The 16,389-nt window shown below is 35.1% G+C and carries 16 protein-coding genes and 1 riboswitch; of the genes, 12 read left to right on the plus strand and 4 right to left on the minus strand.

All coding sequences use genetic code 11. From position 1 onward, the window contains the following. Together BUA73_RS14510 and BUA73_RS07155 are read right to left on the minus strand one after the other, a co-directional pair. Positions 1–212, minus strand: a 212-nt coding sequence (locus BUA73_RS14510; RefSeq protein ID WP_207649858.1) for a helix-turn-helix domain-containing protein, incomplete at its 3' end; no start/stop codon positions are given. Positions 213–458: 246 nt separating this feature from the next. Continuing rightward, the gene (locus tag BUA73_RS07155) at positions 459–1,493 is read right to left on the minus strand and encodes a M42 family metallopeptidase (protein ID WP_072903436.1); all 1,035 of its coding nucleotides are present in this window, start codon (positions 1,491–1,493) and stop codon (positions 459–461) included. A 101-nt stretch (positions 1,494–1,594) separates the two neighbouring features. On the opposite strand from BUA73_RS07155, the gene BUA73_RS07160 reads away from it, so the two are divergent. Next, entirely contained in the window at positions 1,595–3,007 is a 1,413-nt protein-coding gene (locus BUA73_RS07160; protein ID WP_072903437.1) for a VanW family protein, read from the plus strand. A 74-nt stretch (positions 3,008–3,081) separates the two neighbouring features. Here BUA73_RS07160 and BUA73_RS07165 read toward each other — a convergent pair whose 3' ends face one another. Next, positions 3,082–3,687 carry a peptidylprolyl isomerase gene (locus BUA73_RS07165; protein WP_072903438.1) on the minus strand — a complete coding sequence of 202 codons (606 nt, stop codon included), beginning with the start codon at positions 3,685–3,687 and terminating at the stop codon, positions 3,082–3,084. A gap of 134 nt (positions 3,688–3,821) precedes the next feature. Next, complete coding sequence (gene gap, locus BUA73_RS07170; RefSeq protein WP_072903439.1) at positions 3,822–4,829, minus strand: type I glyceraldehyde-3-phosphate dehydrogenase; 1,008 nt, start codon at positions 4,827–4,829, stop codon at positions 3,822–3,824. A 266-nt stretch (positions 4,830–5,095) separates the two neighbouring features. Here gap (BUA73_RS07170) and BUA73_RS07175 point away from each other — a divergent pair, with 266 nt between their 5' ends. From BUA73_RS07175 to gap (BUA73_RS07235), 11 genes are all read left to right on the plus strand, one after another. Next, a complete protein-coding gene (locus BUA73_RS07175; RefSeq protein ID WP_072903440.1) occupies positions 5,096–5,563 on the plus strand; it encodes a tRNA (cytidine(34)-2'-O)-methyltransferase in 468 nt (155 codons plus the stop codon). A 205-nt stretch (positions 5,564–5,768) separates the two neighbouring features. Continuing rightward, positions 5,769–5,872, plus strand: a riboswitch (glycine riboswitch). Positions 5,873–5,990: 118 nt separating this feature from the next. Next, positions 5,991–6,368, plus strand: coding sequence for a GrdX family protein (locus tag BUA73_RS07180; RefSeq protein WP_072903441.1), 378 nt, complete (start codon positions 5,991–5,993; stop codon positions 6,366–6,368). A 12-nt stretch (positions 6,369–6,380) separates the two neighbouring features. Further along, positions 6,381–7,304 carry a thioredoxin-disulfide reductase gene (gene trxB / locus BUA73_RS07185; protein ID WP_072903442.1) on the plus strand — a complete coding sequence of 308 codons (924 nt, stop codon included), beginning with the start codon at positions 6,381–6,383 and terminating at the stop codon, positions 7,302–7,304. A gap of 63 nt (positions 7,305–7,367) precedes the next feature. After that, positions 7,368–7,697: a thioredoxin family protein gene (locus BUA73_RS07190; protein WP_072903443.1), complete on the plus strand. Its 330-nt coding sequence runs from the start codon at positions 7,368–7,370 to the stop codon at positions 7,695–7,697. Between the two features lie 106 nt (positions 7,698–7,803). Continuing rightward, positions 7,804–9,090 (plus strand): glycine/sarcosine/betaine reductase component B subunit, encoded by a 1,287-nt coding sequence (locus tag BUA73_RS07195; protein ID WP_072903444.1) that lies wholly within the window; start codon positions 7,804–7,806, stop codon positions 9,088–9,090. A 42-nt stretch (positions 9,091–9,132) separates the two neighbouring features. After that, the gene (gene grdA, locus BUA73_RS07205; RefSeq protein WP_084672134.1) at positions 9,133–9,603 is read left to right on the plus strand and encodes a glycine/sarcosine/betaine reductase complex selenoprotein A; all 471 of its coding nucleotides are present in this window, start codon (positions 9,133–9,135) and stop codon (positions 9,601–9,603) included. 74 nt (positions 9,604–9,677) lie between these two features. Then, a complete protein-coding gene (gene grdB / locus BUA73_RS07210; RefSeq protein WP_084672136.1) occupies positions 9,678–10,982 on the plus strand; it encodes a glycine reductase complex selenoprotein B in 1,305 nt (434 codons plus the stop codon). A gap of 262 nt (positions 10,983–11,244) precedes the next feature. Then, positions 11,245–12,786: a glycine/sarcosine/betaine reductase complex component C subunit beta gene (grdC, locus tag BUA73_RS07220; protein WP_072903449.1), complete on the plus strand. Its 1,542-nt coding sequence runs from the start codon at positions 11,245–11,247 to the stop codon at positions 12,784–12,786. A gap of 30 nt (positions 12,787–12,816) precedes the next feature. Beyond that, positions 12,817–13,971: a glycine/sarcosine/betaine reductase complex component C subunit alpha gene (gene grdD / locus BUA73_RS07225; RefSeq protein WP_072903450.1), complete on the plus strand. Its 1,155-nt coding sequence runs from the start codon at positions 12,817–12,819 to the stop codon at positions 13,969–13,971. Positions 13,972–14,131: 160 nt separating this feature from the next. After that, a complete protein-coding gene (locus tag BUA73_RS07230; protein WP_072903451.1) occupies positions 14,132–15,154 on the plus strand; it encodes a sugar-binding transcriptional regulator in 1,023 nt (340 codons plus the stop codon). Positions 15,155–15,215: 61 nt separating this feature from the next. Continuing rightward, entirely contained in the window at positions 15,216–16,220 is a 1,005-nt protein-coding gene (gene gap / locus BUA73_RS07235) for a type I glyceraldehyde-3-phosphate dehydrogenase (RefSeq protein ID WP_072903452.1), read from the plus strand. The last annotated feature ends 169 nt before the right edge of the window (positions 16,221–16,389 follow it).

The raw sequence follows: 16,389 nt of genomic DNA on the forward strand, positions 1-16,389 counted from the left end.
TTGTATAAGTCTATCTTCTTTCCAAGATAGTGATTATATACAAATCTGCAAGAGCCGAAAGTCTTACTTAACATAATTTCTTGTTCTTTAGTTGGCACTAACCTAAATTTAAAAGACTTCTCCACAATATCCACCTCATTTCTTATGTATTTTATGTAGTTTGTATAGTTATTATACAATGCTATTGAAATGACGTCAGAATTAACTTTCATATTGTATTTTGTTCTAAATCAGAAGTTAGTGTAATGTTAAGTTAGGGGAGTATCGAACTCCACTAACTTAAAGCCCTTACATCCTCGACCACAAGGACACGAGGTTTTACGGGCAAAATTATAAAATTATAGGATACAATATTTAATGCGTCAAGCCATGGAATATTTTGAATAATAAATGGGGCAAGCAAAATTGTGCATCCTACTTACCCCATTAAGTTTATTTATATCTATGAATTCTATTTATTACTTACAGCAGTATTTTACCACTAGATCAAGCGTTGCCATTATTGAATCCATATGTGTTCTTTCATAGCCATGTGAAGCAAAGATACCAGCTCCTATTAAAGCTGTTTTAATATCATTTCCAGAAGCAAGAGCAGCAGAGGCATCAGAACCATATTGAGGATAAATATCGATTTTGAAAGGAATGTTTTCTTCCTTGCAAAGATTTACAAGCTTTCTTCTAAGGTCATAATCATAAGGTCCTCTAGAGTCTTTTGCACATATGCATACATCATATTCTGTGGAAGTCTGTGTAGGTGCAGGGCAACCCATATCCACAGCGATGAATTCTACTGTGTTTGCTGGAACCTTTGCAGAAGCTCCATGGCCAATCTCTTCGTAATTGCTGATATAGAAATTTATAGTATGAGGAAGTTTCAGTTTGTTTTCAACTATATGTCTTATAGCAGCTAGAAGGATGGAAACACTAGCTTTGTCATCTAGGTGTCTTGATTTTACAAATCCACTTTCAGTTATTTTTGTTCTTGAATCAAAGGAAACATAATCTCCAACTTCGATGCCAAGTTTTCTTACATCCTCTGCATTAAAAACTTTTTCGTCAATGACAATTTCCATGTTTTCTCTTACTCTAGGAGTTTCTCCACATTTAGAATTTGTGTGTACAGATGGAGTAATGCACTGAATAGTACCAGTATATTCTTTATCATCCGCAGTGTGGATGATGCAATTTTCACCCTCTACAGAGTTCATCATGTAGCCGCCTACTTGTGAAAACTCAAGAGTTCCTTGTTTCTTTACAAGCTTTACCATGGCTCCTAATGTATCTACATGAGCTGAGAAAGTTTTCGCATAAGAATCGTCTTTACCCTTTAAAGTAGCAATTAAACCGCCTTTATGTGTAATTTCGTATGGAACATTAAGAGAATCTAGCTCTTTTGCAATATAATCAATGACCTTATTTGTAAATCCAGATGGGCTAGGTGTGGTTAAAATTGTTTGTAAGTAATTTTTTACAATATTTTCATTGTATTTCATTTTTGTTCCCCCTATATTTTATAGTTTATATTTTATATTTTACCACACCTTTTTATTAATTTGTAGTATAATTAGATATACGGTTTAAAAGGAGGGATTTCATGAGGCCTGTAAGACATAGCAATAATAAAAAAAGAAATAACATAGTACTTTTCTCTTCTGTAATTGGCGCTATCATCATTTTTATTGCTGCCATCATAATCTATTTATACACTTATGTTAACAACTGGAACAATAAAATTTATCCAGGAGTTAAAGTTGCTCACATAGATTTGAGCGGCAAAACAAAAGACGAAGCAAAAAAAATAATACAGGAAGGTTATGTAGATAAGGTTTTGGGAAAACACATCGTCATCAATGCTAAAGAAAAGGACTATTCAGTATGGTATAAAGAGATAGGCACAGATTATGATGTGGATGAAATTGTAAATAAGGCTTTTCAACATGGCAAAGAGAAAAACTTATTCAAAAAATATAAAATGATAAAAAATAAAGAAAAAAATGTCCTGGATATAAACTTTTCTTATGACATAGAAAAAGTACAACCAATCATTGAAGCGATAAAAAATGATGTAAACAAAAATCCAGTAAATCCAAAGCTTAAAAGAGAAGGCGGAGAATTCATTGTTATACCCGGTGAGAAGGGCTATAGTCTAAGAGAAGAGGAACTTAAAAAGATTATATCATCTAGCTTATCTTCCGATATACGAAATAGTGAAATAGTTATAGAAGCTCCCATAGATACATTGGAACCAAAGGCAACAAAAGAAGACTTGGAAAAAGTGGATACAAAGATCTCTACTTTTACAACTACCTTTGGCAGCAATAAGGCAAGAACAAAAAATATTAAGCTTTCTACAGATAGTATAAATGGATTAGTATTACTTCCAGGTGATGAATTTGATTTTAATAAAGTTGTTGGAGAAAGAACAGCAGAAAGAGGGTATGAAACTGCCCATGTAATCGTTGGAGACAAGTTCGTTGATGGCCTTGGAGGAGGAATATGCCAGACATCCAGTACTTTGTATTGTGCCATGTTGAGAGCTAATATAGATGCTTCAGTGAGAGATAGCCACACCATAGCATCTTCTTATGTAGATATAGGACAGGATGCTACGGTTAGCTGGGGTGGTCCAGAATACAAGTTTATAAATACCTTAAAATACCCAATATATATCGAAGGGTATTTGGGTGGAAATTCTCTTACCTTCAATGTGTACTCAAATTCTGCTTTGGGAAAATACAAATACAAAGTATATTCTGGTGACAAAAAAGTATTACCAGCAACTAGAACTGTAATTGAAGACAAAAATCTAGAAGAGGGAAAAACTCAAGTAGTGAAAGAAGCTTATGATGGACATTCAGCTACTGTCTATAGAGAAACATACGAAAATGGAGTGTTTGTAAAGAAGCAGAAATTGTACGATGCAAAAATAGCTCCTGTAAATGGTACTATAAAAAAAGGTACTAAAAAGGTAGTTACAGTGGAAAAAGAGCCAACGGAAGAAGAGTAAGTTTGAAAAAAATAAGATTAGCCAATTTAACTAAGTTGAGTTGGCTAATCTTTTTAAGTTAAACAATGGCTGCTTTAAAAAGCGCTATAGCCACTTTTCTGTCTTTCTTCTATTGCGGCATTCATTCTAGCTACTAATTCTTCCTTAGGGAAGCCAGGCAATTTTTCTGGTTCACCATAGTCTACTACAAAGGTGTCCACTGTTAAACTTTCTATGTATGCTTTTTCTAAAGCCTTGTGCATAAAGCCACATTCTTCAACTGGAAAGCTTCCTATTCTATCGGCTTCCTCCATGCCGTCAATTACCCTTGCAAAGCAAACGTACTCATCATCTAATTTAGGATTGTCTTCTAAAACAATGTAAAAATCGCTACATTCGGTGTTGTATTCAAAACGGCCAAGACCCACAGCGCCTCTTGTAAATTTAAGGGTATTATTTACTCCGTTGTTTATACATTCGCTTTTTATACAATACTCCATGGCACCGGTTCCATCGTTGTCAGGACAGCCAGATTGAATCATTTTGTGAGGTTCAACTCTCCAGAAATAGAGACCCTCATAGAAATTTTTGTTGCATAGAGAAATAAAGTTTTTTACTGATTCAGGGGCTTGGTCTGGGTATAGTTCCATGGTTATGGTAGCACCGTTTTTTATTTTCAATTTTGCAATAGGGTTTTTCATTATCATTACCTCAACTTTCTTATATTAAATAATTCTAAAAGTAAAATAACATTTGTCTACAACAAATATCATTATAACAGGAAACATAGAAAAAGACAGTAGGGCAACCCACTGTCTTGTATATTTTTGTACTATTATTTTATACCATTGATGATGTATTGAACAAGATCAACTACTCTTGCAGAATAACCCCATTCATTGTCATACCAAGAAACAACTTTTAACATATCACCTTCCATAACCATGGTAGATAAACCGTCTACTATAGAAGAACGAGAATCGCCTTTATAGTCAATAGAAACTAGTGGTTCGTCGCAGATACCAAGAATTCCCTTCATACTATTGTTGGCAGCTTCTTTAAAAGCATTATTTACTTCCTCAGCTGTAACTTTGCAATTCAATTCACATACAAGGTCTGTAACTGAAACTGTTGGTGTTGGAACTCTTAAAGCGAATCCGTTAAGTTTTCCGTTTAATTCAGGTATAACTAGTCCAACGGCTTTAGCAGCACCTGTTGTTGTTGGAACGATGGATACAGCTCCAGCTCTTGCTCTTCTTAAGTCTTTGTGGGTCTTGTCCAACATTGGCTGATCACCAGTGTACGAATGAACAGTTGTTATCATACCTTTTTTTATACCGAATTTATCATTTAAAACCTTTGCTACAGGAGCAAGACAATTGGTTGTACAAGATGCATTGGAGATGATGTTGTGTTTTGAAAGATCAAGATCATTTTCATTGACACCCATAACTATAGTTGCATCTACATTCTTTCCAGGAGCAGTAAGCACTACTTTTTTTGCTCCATTGTCAATGTGGCCTTGAAGGTCTTCATTAGTTTTGAATTTACCTGTAGAATCTATTACTATGTCAACACCCACATTAGACCAAGGAATATCCTTTGGGGTAGGCTGTCTTAGAATAGCGATTTTCTTTCCGTTAATAATCAATTCGTCATCGCTGTAATCTACTGTTCCTCTAAAAGTACCGAAGCAAGAATCGTACATAAAAAGATGGCGCAAAGTCTCAGAGTTTGCTCTTGCATTGATTGCAACAACCTCTATATCATTGAAGCTACCCTCCATGATTATTCTAAGAACACAACGACCTATTCTCCCAAAACCATTAATACCAATTTTCATATGAAATCCTCCTATAATTAATTGTAATTTATTTATAATTCATAAACTAAAGGTCAATATAATTATTCACACATAATATATATACTATTATGGGACAAAAATGTCAATAGTATAACCAAATAAAAATATTGTGTTATACTTTTAAAGCTTAATTTCTTTGTAAGGAGAAAATAAGCGCAAAGTAGAGGCTTCTATTTGTTGCTATAAGTGCGTTACTAGTATATAATACTAATATAATTTTAATGTGATTATAAGAGGTAGTTAAGATGAATTTAAATATAGTATTATTTCAACCGGAGATTCCTCAGAATACGGGAAACATTGGACGAACCTGTGTTTTAACAGACTGTAAATTGCATATTATAAAACCTATGGGATTTAATATTGATGAAAAAAGTGTTAGAAGAGCAGGATTAGATTATTGGAGTCAGCTTCAGTATTCAATATATGAATCTTATGAAGAGCTAAGGGAGAAGTACAAACAATCCAATTTTTATTTCTGTACTACTAAAGGAAACAAGTATTATAATGAGGTAAAATTTAATGAAGGAGATTTTCTTGTGTTTGGAAGAGAATCTTCGGGACTTCCACCATATATTAGAGAAGAGAACAAAGAAAACTGTATTAAGGTTCCTATGATAAATACTACAACCAGATCTTTAAATCTATCCAATACAGTATCTATAATAGCTTATGAGGCTTTAAGGCAGCTAAATTTTCCTAATATGAAATAGAAGTAAAACATATTTTGCAAAATAAATAATAAGGGTAGTGTGATGGGGTTCATTGCACTATTTGAAATGTCTATAGAGGTATTGATAAATTAAATATATTTTTTAAAAAATATGTAGAAATCCCAATAGTAATATAGTATAATCGAAGTATAGGTGCTTTATGCCCTGAAAAGTTAAAAAAATAACAATATAATATTAGTTTTGGATGAAATTTTAGAGAGATGGCCTACATGGCAGCCGAAGGAACAAATATATCATCATGCCGAGATGATGTATGAAATTCTCAGGCAAAAGTATCTAAAGTGGACAAAGCTCTGGAAAGCGAACAGCACCGAAGGAGTAATTCTCTCAGGTACCAAGACAGAGTAAAAAGGCTAGCTATCCTTTTTTTCTGTTTTTTTTATTTATTAAATATTTGGAGGATGAAATGATAGAAAGATTATTTATGGTGACCAACAACCCTATGAGTTATGAAAAGTTTAAGGAATCATATAGAGTTATATATATTGACGGAAAAATGGAAGACGTTTATAACAGAGTTAGGGACGAAATACATGGGGGGCATAAGCTATTGACTCATCCACTAATGGGAAGTGTAAAGCCCAATGAAACTCCATACAGAACTATCTGTGTTTCGGAAGAAAAAGTAAAAGGCACAGATGCAGATTCAGTTTTACTTATGGAAAACTGTATAATGACTTTAAGGAAGTTTTTATCAATATCACCACTTCCACAATACCCTGAAAGTACATTAAATGATTTTCAGGTTATAGATTATGATTTAATAAATCATGCATTAGAATAAGGAGGACATATCATGTCAAAAATTTATGATACTATTATTATTGGTGGGGGACCAGCAGGTCTAGCAGCAGGTTTATATGGCGGAAGAGCAAGAATGAACACATTGCTTATTGAAAGAGCAAAATTTGGTGGCCAGGCAGCAACAACTGAGGAAATTGAAAACTACCCAGGTTCAGTAGAAGATAAAACAGCTAGTTTAATCACAAGATTAAAAACTCAGGCTGAAAACTTCGGAACTGAAATAGTAAAAGATGAAGTTATGGATGTTCAGCTTGAAGGGGATATTAAAGTTGTTAAAGGAAGAAATACTGAGTACCAGGGAAAAACAGTTATTATAGCAACTGGAGCAAATCCAAAATTATCAGGATTTAAGAACGAAGTTGAATTAAGAGGTAAGGGAGTATCTTACTGTGCAACTTGTGATGCTGACTTCTTTACAGAACTTGACGTTGCAGTTATAGGTGGAGGAGACTCTGCTCTTGATGAAGCATTATATCTAACTAAATTTGCTGAATCAGTAACTATTATTCATAGAAGACATGAATTCAGAGCTAATAAAGCAGTTCAAGAAAAAGTTTTCAATCACCCTAAAATCAAAGTTATTTGGGATACAATAGTAGAAGAAGCTATTGATGATGAAGGTATATTAGGTGGATTGATATTAAAAAATAGAGAAACTAATGAAGTAAGTGAACTTAAAGTTGACGGATGTTTCGTATTTGTAGGTTACAATCCAAACTCAGAAGTATTCAAGGGAAAAGTTAACATGACTGAAAGAGGAGACATCATAGCAGATGAAGCTACTCACACAAATATCCCAGGAGTATTTGCAGCTGGAGACGTTAGAGATAAGGTATTAAGACAGGTTATAACAGCTACTGCTGATGGAGCTATTGCAGCTACTCAAGCTGAGCACTACGTTGAAAATTTAAAATAGTTAAATACTAGTCTACATAACTAGACTTGATTTAAGATAAAATAATTTTTGGAGGGTTTCAAAATGTTAGAGTTAAACAAAGAGAATTTTGAACAGGAAGTAACTAATTCAGAAAAACCAGTATTTGTAGATTTCTGGGGAGATTCATGCGAAATCTGCAAGCAGTTAATGCCAGGTGTTCACGGTTTAGAGCCTAAATATGGTGATAAGATAAAGTTCTGTAGCTTAAACATCACAGGTCAGAGAAGATTAGCTATTGGTCAGAAAGTTTTAGGATTGCCAACAATGAAGATTTACAATGGTGGAGCTTGTGTTGAAACAATAACTCCAGATAAAATTGCTACATTAGATGATATAGAAAACTTCATAAAAGCTTTCTATGAAACATTATAATCTGTTTTAACTTAATAATAACTTAGTCATATTCACGGGGGGATTATCCCCCTGTGTATAATATAAATTAGGCGTATCGCTTAACATTATTTGGAGGTGAACCTTAATGAAACTTGAAGTAGGCAAAATATTTATAAAAGATCTTCAGTTCGGCAACGAGACAAAAGTAGAAAATGGAGTTCTTTATGTAAACAAAGAAGAATTATTAAATGAAGTTTCTGGGGATGAAAGAGTAGTTAGTATCGATTTCGATATTGCTAGACCAGGTGAATCAGTAAGAATCATTCCTGTAAAGGACGTAGTAGAACCAAGAGTGAAAGTTGAGGGAAAAGGTGGTATATTCCCAGGCTTCCTTAGCAAAGTTGAAACAGTAGGATCAGGAAGAACTCATGTACTTAAGGGTGCAGCAGTAGTTACAACTGGTAAAATTGTTGGATTCCAGGAAGGAATAATCGACATGTGTGGAGAAGGAGCAAAATTTACTCCATTCTCAAAGACAAACAACTTAGTTATAACAGTTGAACCTAAAGAAGGAATTGATCAGCACAGCCATGAAGAAGCTGTAAGAATGATCGGATTCAAAGCAGCTGCATACCTTGGAAAAGCTGGTAAGGATGTAGAACCAGATGAAGTAAATACATTTGAGACTCTACCATTACTACAGCAGATTCAACAGTATCCAGAACTTCCAAAGGTAGTTTATGTTTACATGATCCAGACACAGGGATTACTACATGACACTTATGTTTATGGTGTTGATGGTAAGAAGATTATCCCAACATTCATGTACCCAACAGAAGCATTTGATGGTGCTGTTGTAAGTGGTAACTGTGTATCAGCTTGTGACAAGAACCCAACTTATGTTCACATGAATCAACCAGTTATTGAAGAATTATATGCAAGACATGGTAAGGATATCAACTTTATCGGATGTATCGTTACAAACGAGAACGTTTACCTTGCAGACAAAGAAAGATCATCTAACTGGGTAGCTAAGATGGCTGAATACTTCGGAGCTGATGCTGCCATAGTATCAGAAGAAGGATTTGGTAACCCAGATGCTGACTTAGTAATGAACTGTAACAAGATCACTGACAAAGGAATAAAAACTGTTCTATTAACTGACGAATATGCAGGTCAGGACGGTAAATCTCAGTCATTAGCTGACTCAACTCCAAAGGGAGATGCTGTTGTAACAAACGGTAATGCTAATGAAGTAATCGAGTTAAAACCAATGGATAGAGTAATAGGACACCCAGAAGCAGCTAAAATAATTGCAGGTGCTAACAACGAAAGTTTAAAAGAAGATGGATCAATCATTGCTGAAATCCAGGTTATAACTGGAGCAACAAGCGAAGTTGGATTCAACTATTTAACTGCAAAAGGATTCTAGTATTAAAATAAATAGTATTTTAGAAAGAAAGGAAGATGAATTATGTTAAAGGATAAAAAAGTTATTGCTATTGGAGATAGAGACGGTATACCAGGACCAGCAATAGAAGCTTGTGCTAAGTCTGCTGGTGCAGACGTAATATTTGCATCTACAGAATGCTTTGTCTGAACAGCTGCAGGTGCTATGGATCTGGAGATCCAACAGAGAGTAAAAGATTTAGCTGAAAAACACGGCCCAGAAAATATAGTAGTTTTAATCGGTGGTTCAGAAGCAGAAGCTTCAGGATTATCTGCTGAAACAGTAACAGCTGGAGACCCAACATTTGCAGGTCCTTTGGCTGGAGTTGAATTAGGATTAGCAACTTACCATATAGTTGAGCCAGAAGTTAAAGACCAGTGCGATCCAGCAGTTTACGACGAACAGTGCGGAATGATGGAAATGGTTCTTGACGTTGATGGAATAATTGAAGAAGTTTCTGCAGTTAGAGGAGATTACTCTAAATATACTTTATAATTAAAAAATATTGGATTAAATATTATAAAACATTTTGTTTTTATAGTAGCTCCAGTTAAAAGGAGGAGAGTATTTTGATAAAAGTTGTACACTATATAAACCAATTCTTCGCTAATATTGGTGGAGAAGAAATGGCTCATATTGAACCAGAAGTAAGAGAAGGATTTGTAGGACCAGGTATGGCTCTAGACAAAGCTTTCAAAGGTGAAGCTCAAATAGTTAAAACTATAATCTGTGGTGACTCATTCTTCAATGAGCATATGGATAAAGCAGTTCCAACTATATTAAATATGGTTAAAGAAGCTAATGCAGATTTATTTATAGCAGGACCAGCTTTCAACGCAGGTAGATACGGTGTTGCGTGTGGTGCTATAGCTAAAGAAGTACAGGAGCAGTTAGGAATTCCAGCTATTACAGGTATGTACGAGGAAAACCCAGGTGCTGATATGTACAAGAAAGATGTATTTATCATCGCTACTAAGAACAGTGCAGCAGGTATGAGAACAGCAGTTCCGCCAATGGCTAAATTAGCTCTTAAATTAGTTAAGGGTGAAGAAGTTGGAACTCCAGCTGAAGATGGATACCATGCAAGAGGAATCAGAAAGAACTTCTTTGCAGAAGAAAGAGGAGCAAAGAGAGCAGTAAGTATGCTTGTTAAGAAGTTAAAGGGAGAAGAATTCGTAACAGAATTCCCAATGCCTAACTTCGATAGAGTTGATCCAGCTAAACCAATCCTTGATATAACTAAAGCTAAAATAGCTATCGTTACATCAGGTGGTATTGTTCCACACGGTAACCCAGACCACATCGAGTCTTCAAGTGCTTCTAAGATTGGTAAGTACGATATAGAAGGCGTTGATGATTTACTAGAAGGCGAATGGGAAACAGCTCACGGTGGACACGACCCTGTATATGCTAATCAGGATCCAGACAGAGTTATTCCAGTAGACGTTCTAAGAAATTTTGAAAAAGAAGGAAAAATCGGTTCTTTACACAGATATTTCTATTCAACAGTTGGTAACGGAACTGCCGTTGCTTCAACTAAGAAATTCGGTGAAGATACTGCTAAAGAATTAATAGCAGATGGTGTAGATGCAGTTGTATTAACTTCTACATGAGGAACTTGTACACGTTGCGGTGCAACGCTAGTTAAAGAAATTGAAAGAACAGGTTTACCTGTTGTTCATATGTGTACAATTACACCAGTATCAGTTACTGTTGGAGCTAACAGAATCATACCAACAATAGCTATACCACATCCACTAGGAAACCCAGCTTTAGGAAAAGAAGAAGAGTACAAACTAAGAGAACACTTAGTTGAGAATGCTTTAAGAGCATTACAGACTCCAATCGATGAGCAGACTGTTTTTGAATTTTAATAAATACAATTGAATAATTGGGGAACGCAAGTTCCCTAATTATTTATTAATATGTGTTTTTATGTGGCTGTTATTCGTGACATTCCCTATAGAGGGGACATGACGAGTGATATGTCAGAATAGATTATTAACATTTATATTCTATATACTTATATTGTATATAAGTGATAATGTAAATCTACATATCATAAAATTTTTTTATAAAAATTTCTAAACAATATGAAAAATACTTATGTTTTTTATTTATGAGGAGGTTAACAAAATGAGTTTTCCAGTAATTAAAAAAGCTAGTTATATATTAGCACATACTCCAGATATGGTCATCCACAATGGTACTACACAAATGGTGGCTAGGCATTCAGATTCAGAATCAGATAGAGAGTATTTAGCAGCAGTACCTTCTAATCTAAGATCCTTTGAACACACTTTAGGATATGCTCCAAACCAAGTATATATAGGAAACATGACTCCAGATGAATTACAAGCTATGCCAAAACCTTGGTTTGATAAGGATGTTGAAAATGCAGCTAGATTTGGTAAATTCGGTGAAATAATGCCACAGGATGAATTCTATGGTTTAATGAAAATATCAGACGTTTTCGAACTAGTGCTTTTAGAAAAAGATTTTACTGAAACAGTGAGAACAAAATTAGCAGCTCACAAATTATTATCTAAAAAAGCTGAAACTCTAAAGGCTGGAGAAGATATAGCTGTTATAGAAGAACAAGTAAAAAACAAGGGTGCTGAAGGCTTATACCAAGATGGTAAATTAGTTGGATGCGTAAAGAGAGCTCATGAAGTTGATGAAAACTTATCAGCAGAGTACATGTTAGAAGATTTAGCAGGAAAAGCTTCATCTGTTTTAGCAGGTGCATACTTAATTGATGGATTAGATATTCCAGTAAGTGAAATTGAATATATTATAGAGTGTTCTGAAGAAGCTGTTGGTGATATGAACCAAAGAGGCGGCGGTAACATGGCTAAATCTATCGGAGAAGTAATTGGATTAGAAGAAGCTACTGGTATCGATATGAGAGGTTTCTGTGCAGGTCCATCTCACTCTTTAGTAAATGCAGCATCTTTAGTTAAATCTGGCGTTTTCAAGAACGTATTAGTTATAGCTGGTGGATGTACTGCAAAATTAGGAATGAATGGTAAATCACATATCGGCAAGAAAATGCCAATCATGGAAGATTGCTTAGGAGCATTTGCAATACTAGTTTCTCAGAATGATGGTGTAAGTCCAATAATAAGAACAGATGTAATCGGTAGACATACAATAGGTCATGGATCAGCTCCACAGGCAGTTCTTGAAGCTCTAGTTCTTGAACCATTGACAGCTGCTAACCTTAAGATTACTGACATAGATAAATTCTCACCAGAGATGCAGACATCAGAAATTACTGAAGCTGCAGGTGCTGGAGATGTTCCAACTCAGAACTACAAGATGATAGGTGCATTAGCAGTTAAGAGTGGACAGATGGATAGAAAAGAATTACCAGGATTCATATCTTCTCATGGTTACCCAGGATTTGCTCCAACTCAAGGACATATTCCTTCAGGAGTTCCAATCGTAGGACACGGTATCGAAAAAATAATGAAGGGTGAATTAAATAACTTCATGTTAATCGGAAAAGGAAGCTTATTCTTAGGAAGAATGACTAACCTATTCGACGGTATTTCTTTCATAGTTGAGAAGAATAATGGTGTTGTAGAAGAAGGAAATGGAATAAACAAAGAAGAAGTTAAATCAATGGTTGCAGATGCAATGAAAGATTTTGCTAAATTCTTAATGCAGGAATAATATTCTTAGAATAGAGAAGAGGTGGAATTCATGAGCCAGGAAGCAGCAAAGAAGATGATCGCTGAGGTTTTCGGCGACATAGCAGATGGTATAAAGAGTGGAAGCTTTGGCAAAAAAGTTAGAATAGGTTTAACTATTTTAGGATCTGAGCACGGTGTAGATGAAATGGTTAAAGCTGCTGAACTTGCAAAATCAAAATATGGTGATTTTGAAATAGTTCTTATTGGTAGCAAAGTAGATGCAGACTTCGAAATAATTGAAGTTGCAGATGCTGAAGAAGGACACAAAAAAATGGTAGCAATGCTAGAGAGCGGAGAATTAGATGGTTGTGTTACACAGCATTTTGACTTTCCAATCGGTGTTTCTACTATAGGTAAGGTTGTTACTCCAGGTAAGGGAAAGGACATGATCCTTGCAACTACTACTGGTACAACTTCTACAAATAGAGTTGAAGGTATGGTGATAAATGCCATATCCGGTATAGCAACTGCAAAATCCCTTGGAATTGAGAATCCTAAAATAGGTATCTTAAATGTAGAGGGTGCTAGACAGACAGAAAGAATTTTAAGAGAAGTTCAGGAAAAAGGTTACAAATTTGAATTTGCAGATTCTGCAAGAGCAGATGGTGGAGCTGTTATGAGAGGTAACGATCTTTTAGCAGGTACTCCAGATGTTATGGTTTGTGATTCATTAACTGGAAATCTTTTAGTTAAGATGTTCTCATCTTTCACAACAGGTGGAGGATATGAAACAGTAGGTGCTGGCTACGGACCTGGTATAGGAGCTGACTATGATAAGTTAGTTAATATAGTGTCAAGAGCTTCTGGTGCACCACTTATTGCAGAAGCATTAAGATACTGTGCATCTTGTGCTAAGAGCAAAGTTCTAGACATAGCAAGAGCTGAATTTAAAGCAGCTAAAAAAGCAGGTTTGCAGGAATCTATAGACAAAGTTACAAAGAAGAAAGTTGAAGTTGCAGAAGAAGTTAAAATGCCTCCTAAGAAGGTTGTAACTTTCTCCATTGCAGGTGTAGATATTCTTGAACTTGAAAATGCTTGTAAGGCATTATGGAAAGAAGGCATCTATTCTGAAAGTGGAATGGGATGTACTGGTCCAGTTATCCTTGTAGGCGAAGATGAGGGCGAAAAGGCTAAAGAAGTTCTTCACAAGGCTGAATTTATTTAAAATATAAATATTAGACGATATTGATTTTATTATCAATATCGTCTTTTTAAATTTAAAAATAAAAAAATTGAAATTAGTATTCCTTTTCATAAAACAATGTAGTATAATACAAGTGGGAACAAAATATAAACACTGGGACAAAAAAGTATGAGGTGTTAAAATGGAGATTATAAGATTGGAGCAAGAGATTGTTCCAGAGTTAAAAGAAATATTGCAACGACGATTTATGATCTTACAGAAGATAAAATACAATGGGCCTATTGGTAGAAGGATGCTGTCCACCAGTTTGAACATTGGGGAGCGTATAATAAGAAACGAAGTGGAAATACTAAAAGAACTGAAGCTTATAAGTGTTAAAAGTGAGGGGGTAAGCATTACCGATAGAGGTCAAAATGTTTTACTCTACCTTCAAAATTATATACATGAATCTAAAGGCCTTGGAAAGCTTGAAGAAAGCATTAAGCAAAGCCTTGGAATAAAAGAAGTCCATATAGTTCCTAGTGACGCGGTGGATGAACGGTTCACTGTAAAAGAGGTAGGGAGATTTGCTTCGGCCTTCTTAAGTGAAATTGTAATTGAACACGCAACCATTGCTATTGCAGGTGGTAGTACCATGAGACAAGTGGTATCCTCTTGTAAAAACAGCAAAAGCTTTAGCCATGTTATGGTGGTGCCGGCTCGTGGAGGCGTTGGGCGAAATGTGGAAAGTCAAGCAAACACTTTGGCTGCACAATTAGCTGAAAAATTTAATGGAAACTACAAATTGTTGCATGTGCCAGACAATCTTAGCCAGGCTGCATTAAAGGCACTTATGGAAGATGAGAATATATCAGAGATAGTAAAGATAATAAAGAATGCAGATATATTGCTGTATGGTATTGGAGAAGCAGAAAACATGGCCTATAAAAGAGGTGCATCTCAGCAAGTAATAAAGGAAATCATGGCCAAAGGTGCTGTGGGCGAGGCCTTGGGCAATTATTATGATATAAATGGAAACGTTGTCTATCATCACACAACCATGGGAATAAATCATGATGATTGTTGTAAAATAAGGTATGCCATAGCCGTTGCTTGTGGGGTAAACAAATCAAAAGCTATTGTAGGTGCCATTAGAAATAAAAAAAATAATATTCTCATTACTGATGAAAATACTGCTTGTGAAATATTCAAGCTATTAAGTTAAGCTTACATTTTAAATTTTATTTTATATTTTGGGTAGTTTGTATAAATAGGAGGAGATTAACATGATTAAAGTTGGTATTAATGGATTTGGAAGAATAGGGAGGCATGTGTTTAAAGCACTTAGGAAAAATTATGGAAAGGAAATAGAAGTAGTAGCCATAAATGATTTAACAGACCCAAGTACTTTAGCTCACCTTTTAAAGTATGATTCTCTATATGGAAGGTTCCATGGAGAGGTAGAGGCTGATGAGCAGTCTATTATTATAGACAGTAAAGCAATTAAAATTTTTGCAGAAAGAGATCCAAAGAACATCCCTTGGGGGGAACTTAAAGTGGATATAGTTATTGAATGCACTGGGTTATTTACCAATGCAGAAAAGGCAAAGGCACACATTGAAGCTGGAGCAAAGAAAGTAATAATTTCCGCACCAGGTAAAAATGAAGATATAACAGTAGTTATGGGGGTAAATGAAGAGAAATATGACAATGAAAAGCATCATATAATTTCAAATGCTTCATGTACTACAAATTGCTTAGCTCCTTTTGCAAAGATTTTAGATAGAGAATTTGGTATTGTAAACGGTCTTATGACAACGATACATTCATATACTAATGATCAAAAGATATTAGATGCACCTCACAAGGATCTTAGAAGAGCAAGAGCTGCTGCAGAATCTATGATTCCCACTACTACAGGTGCAGCGAAGGCTGTGGCATTAGTATTACCACAGCTTAAGGGCAAGCTAAATGGCCTTGCTGTGAGGGTGCCAACTCCTACAGTGTCATTGACTGACCTTGTTTGTGAAGTAACAAAGGAAACCACAGCTGAAGAAGTAAATGCAGCTTTCAAAAATGCTTCAGAGGGAGAATTAAAGGGCATACTTGGATACTCAGAGGAACCCCTTGTGTCTTGCGACTACAGAGGAGATGAAAGATCTTCTATAGTGGATGGACTTTCCACCATGGTGAGTGGCAAAATGGTAAAGGTTGTGGCATGGTATGATAATGAATGGGGTTATTCAAATAGATTAGCAGACTTAACGAAATATGTAGCAGATAGACTGTAATTATGATACAATATTTACGTGGATAATTATATGTAGAATAACCTATATGAATTTTATTAAGGTCTGGCTTTGTAGTTATCTATGGGGCTGGACCTTATTTCCTAAACATAGGTGTATTTTTGAATTAATTGAACAAAATATATTATAATAATTATAAGGTTTAGGAGGA

Source organism: Hathewaya proteolytica DSM 3090 (assembly GCF_900142225.1).
Taxonomy (GTDB): domain Bacteria; phylum Bacillota; class Clostridia; order Clostridiales; family Clostridiaceae; genus Hathewaya; species Hathewaya proteolytica.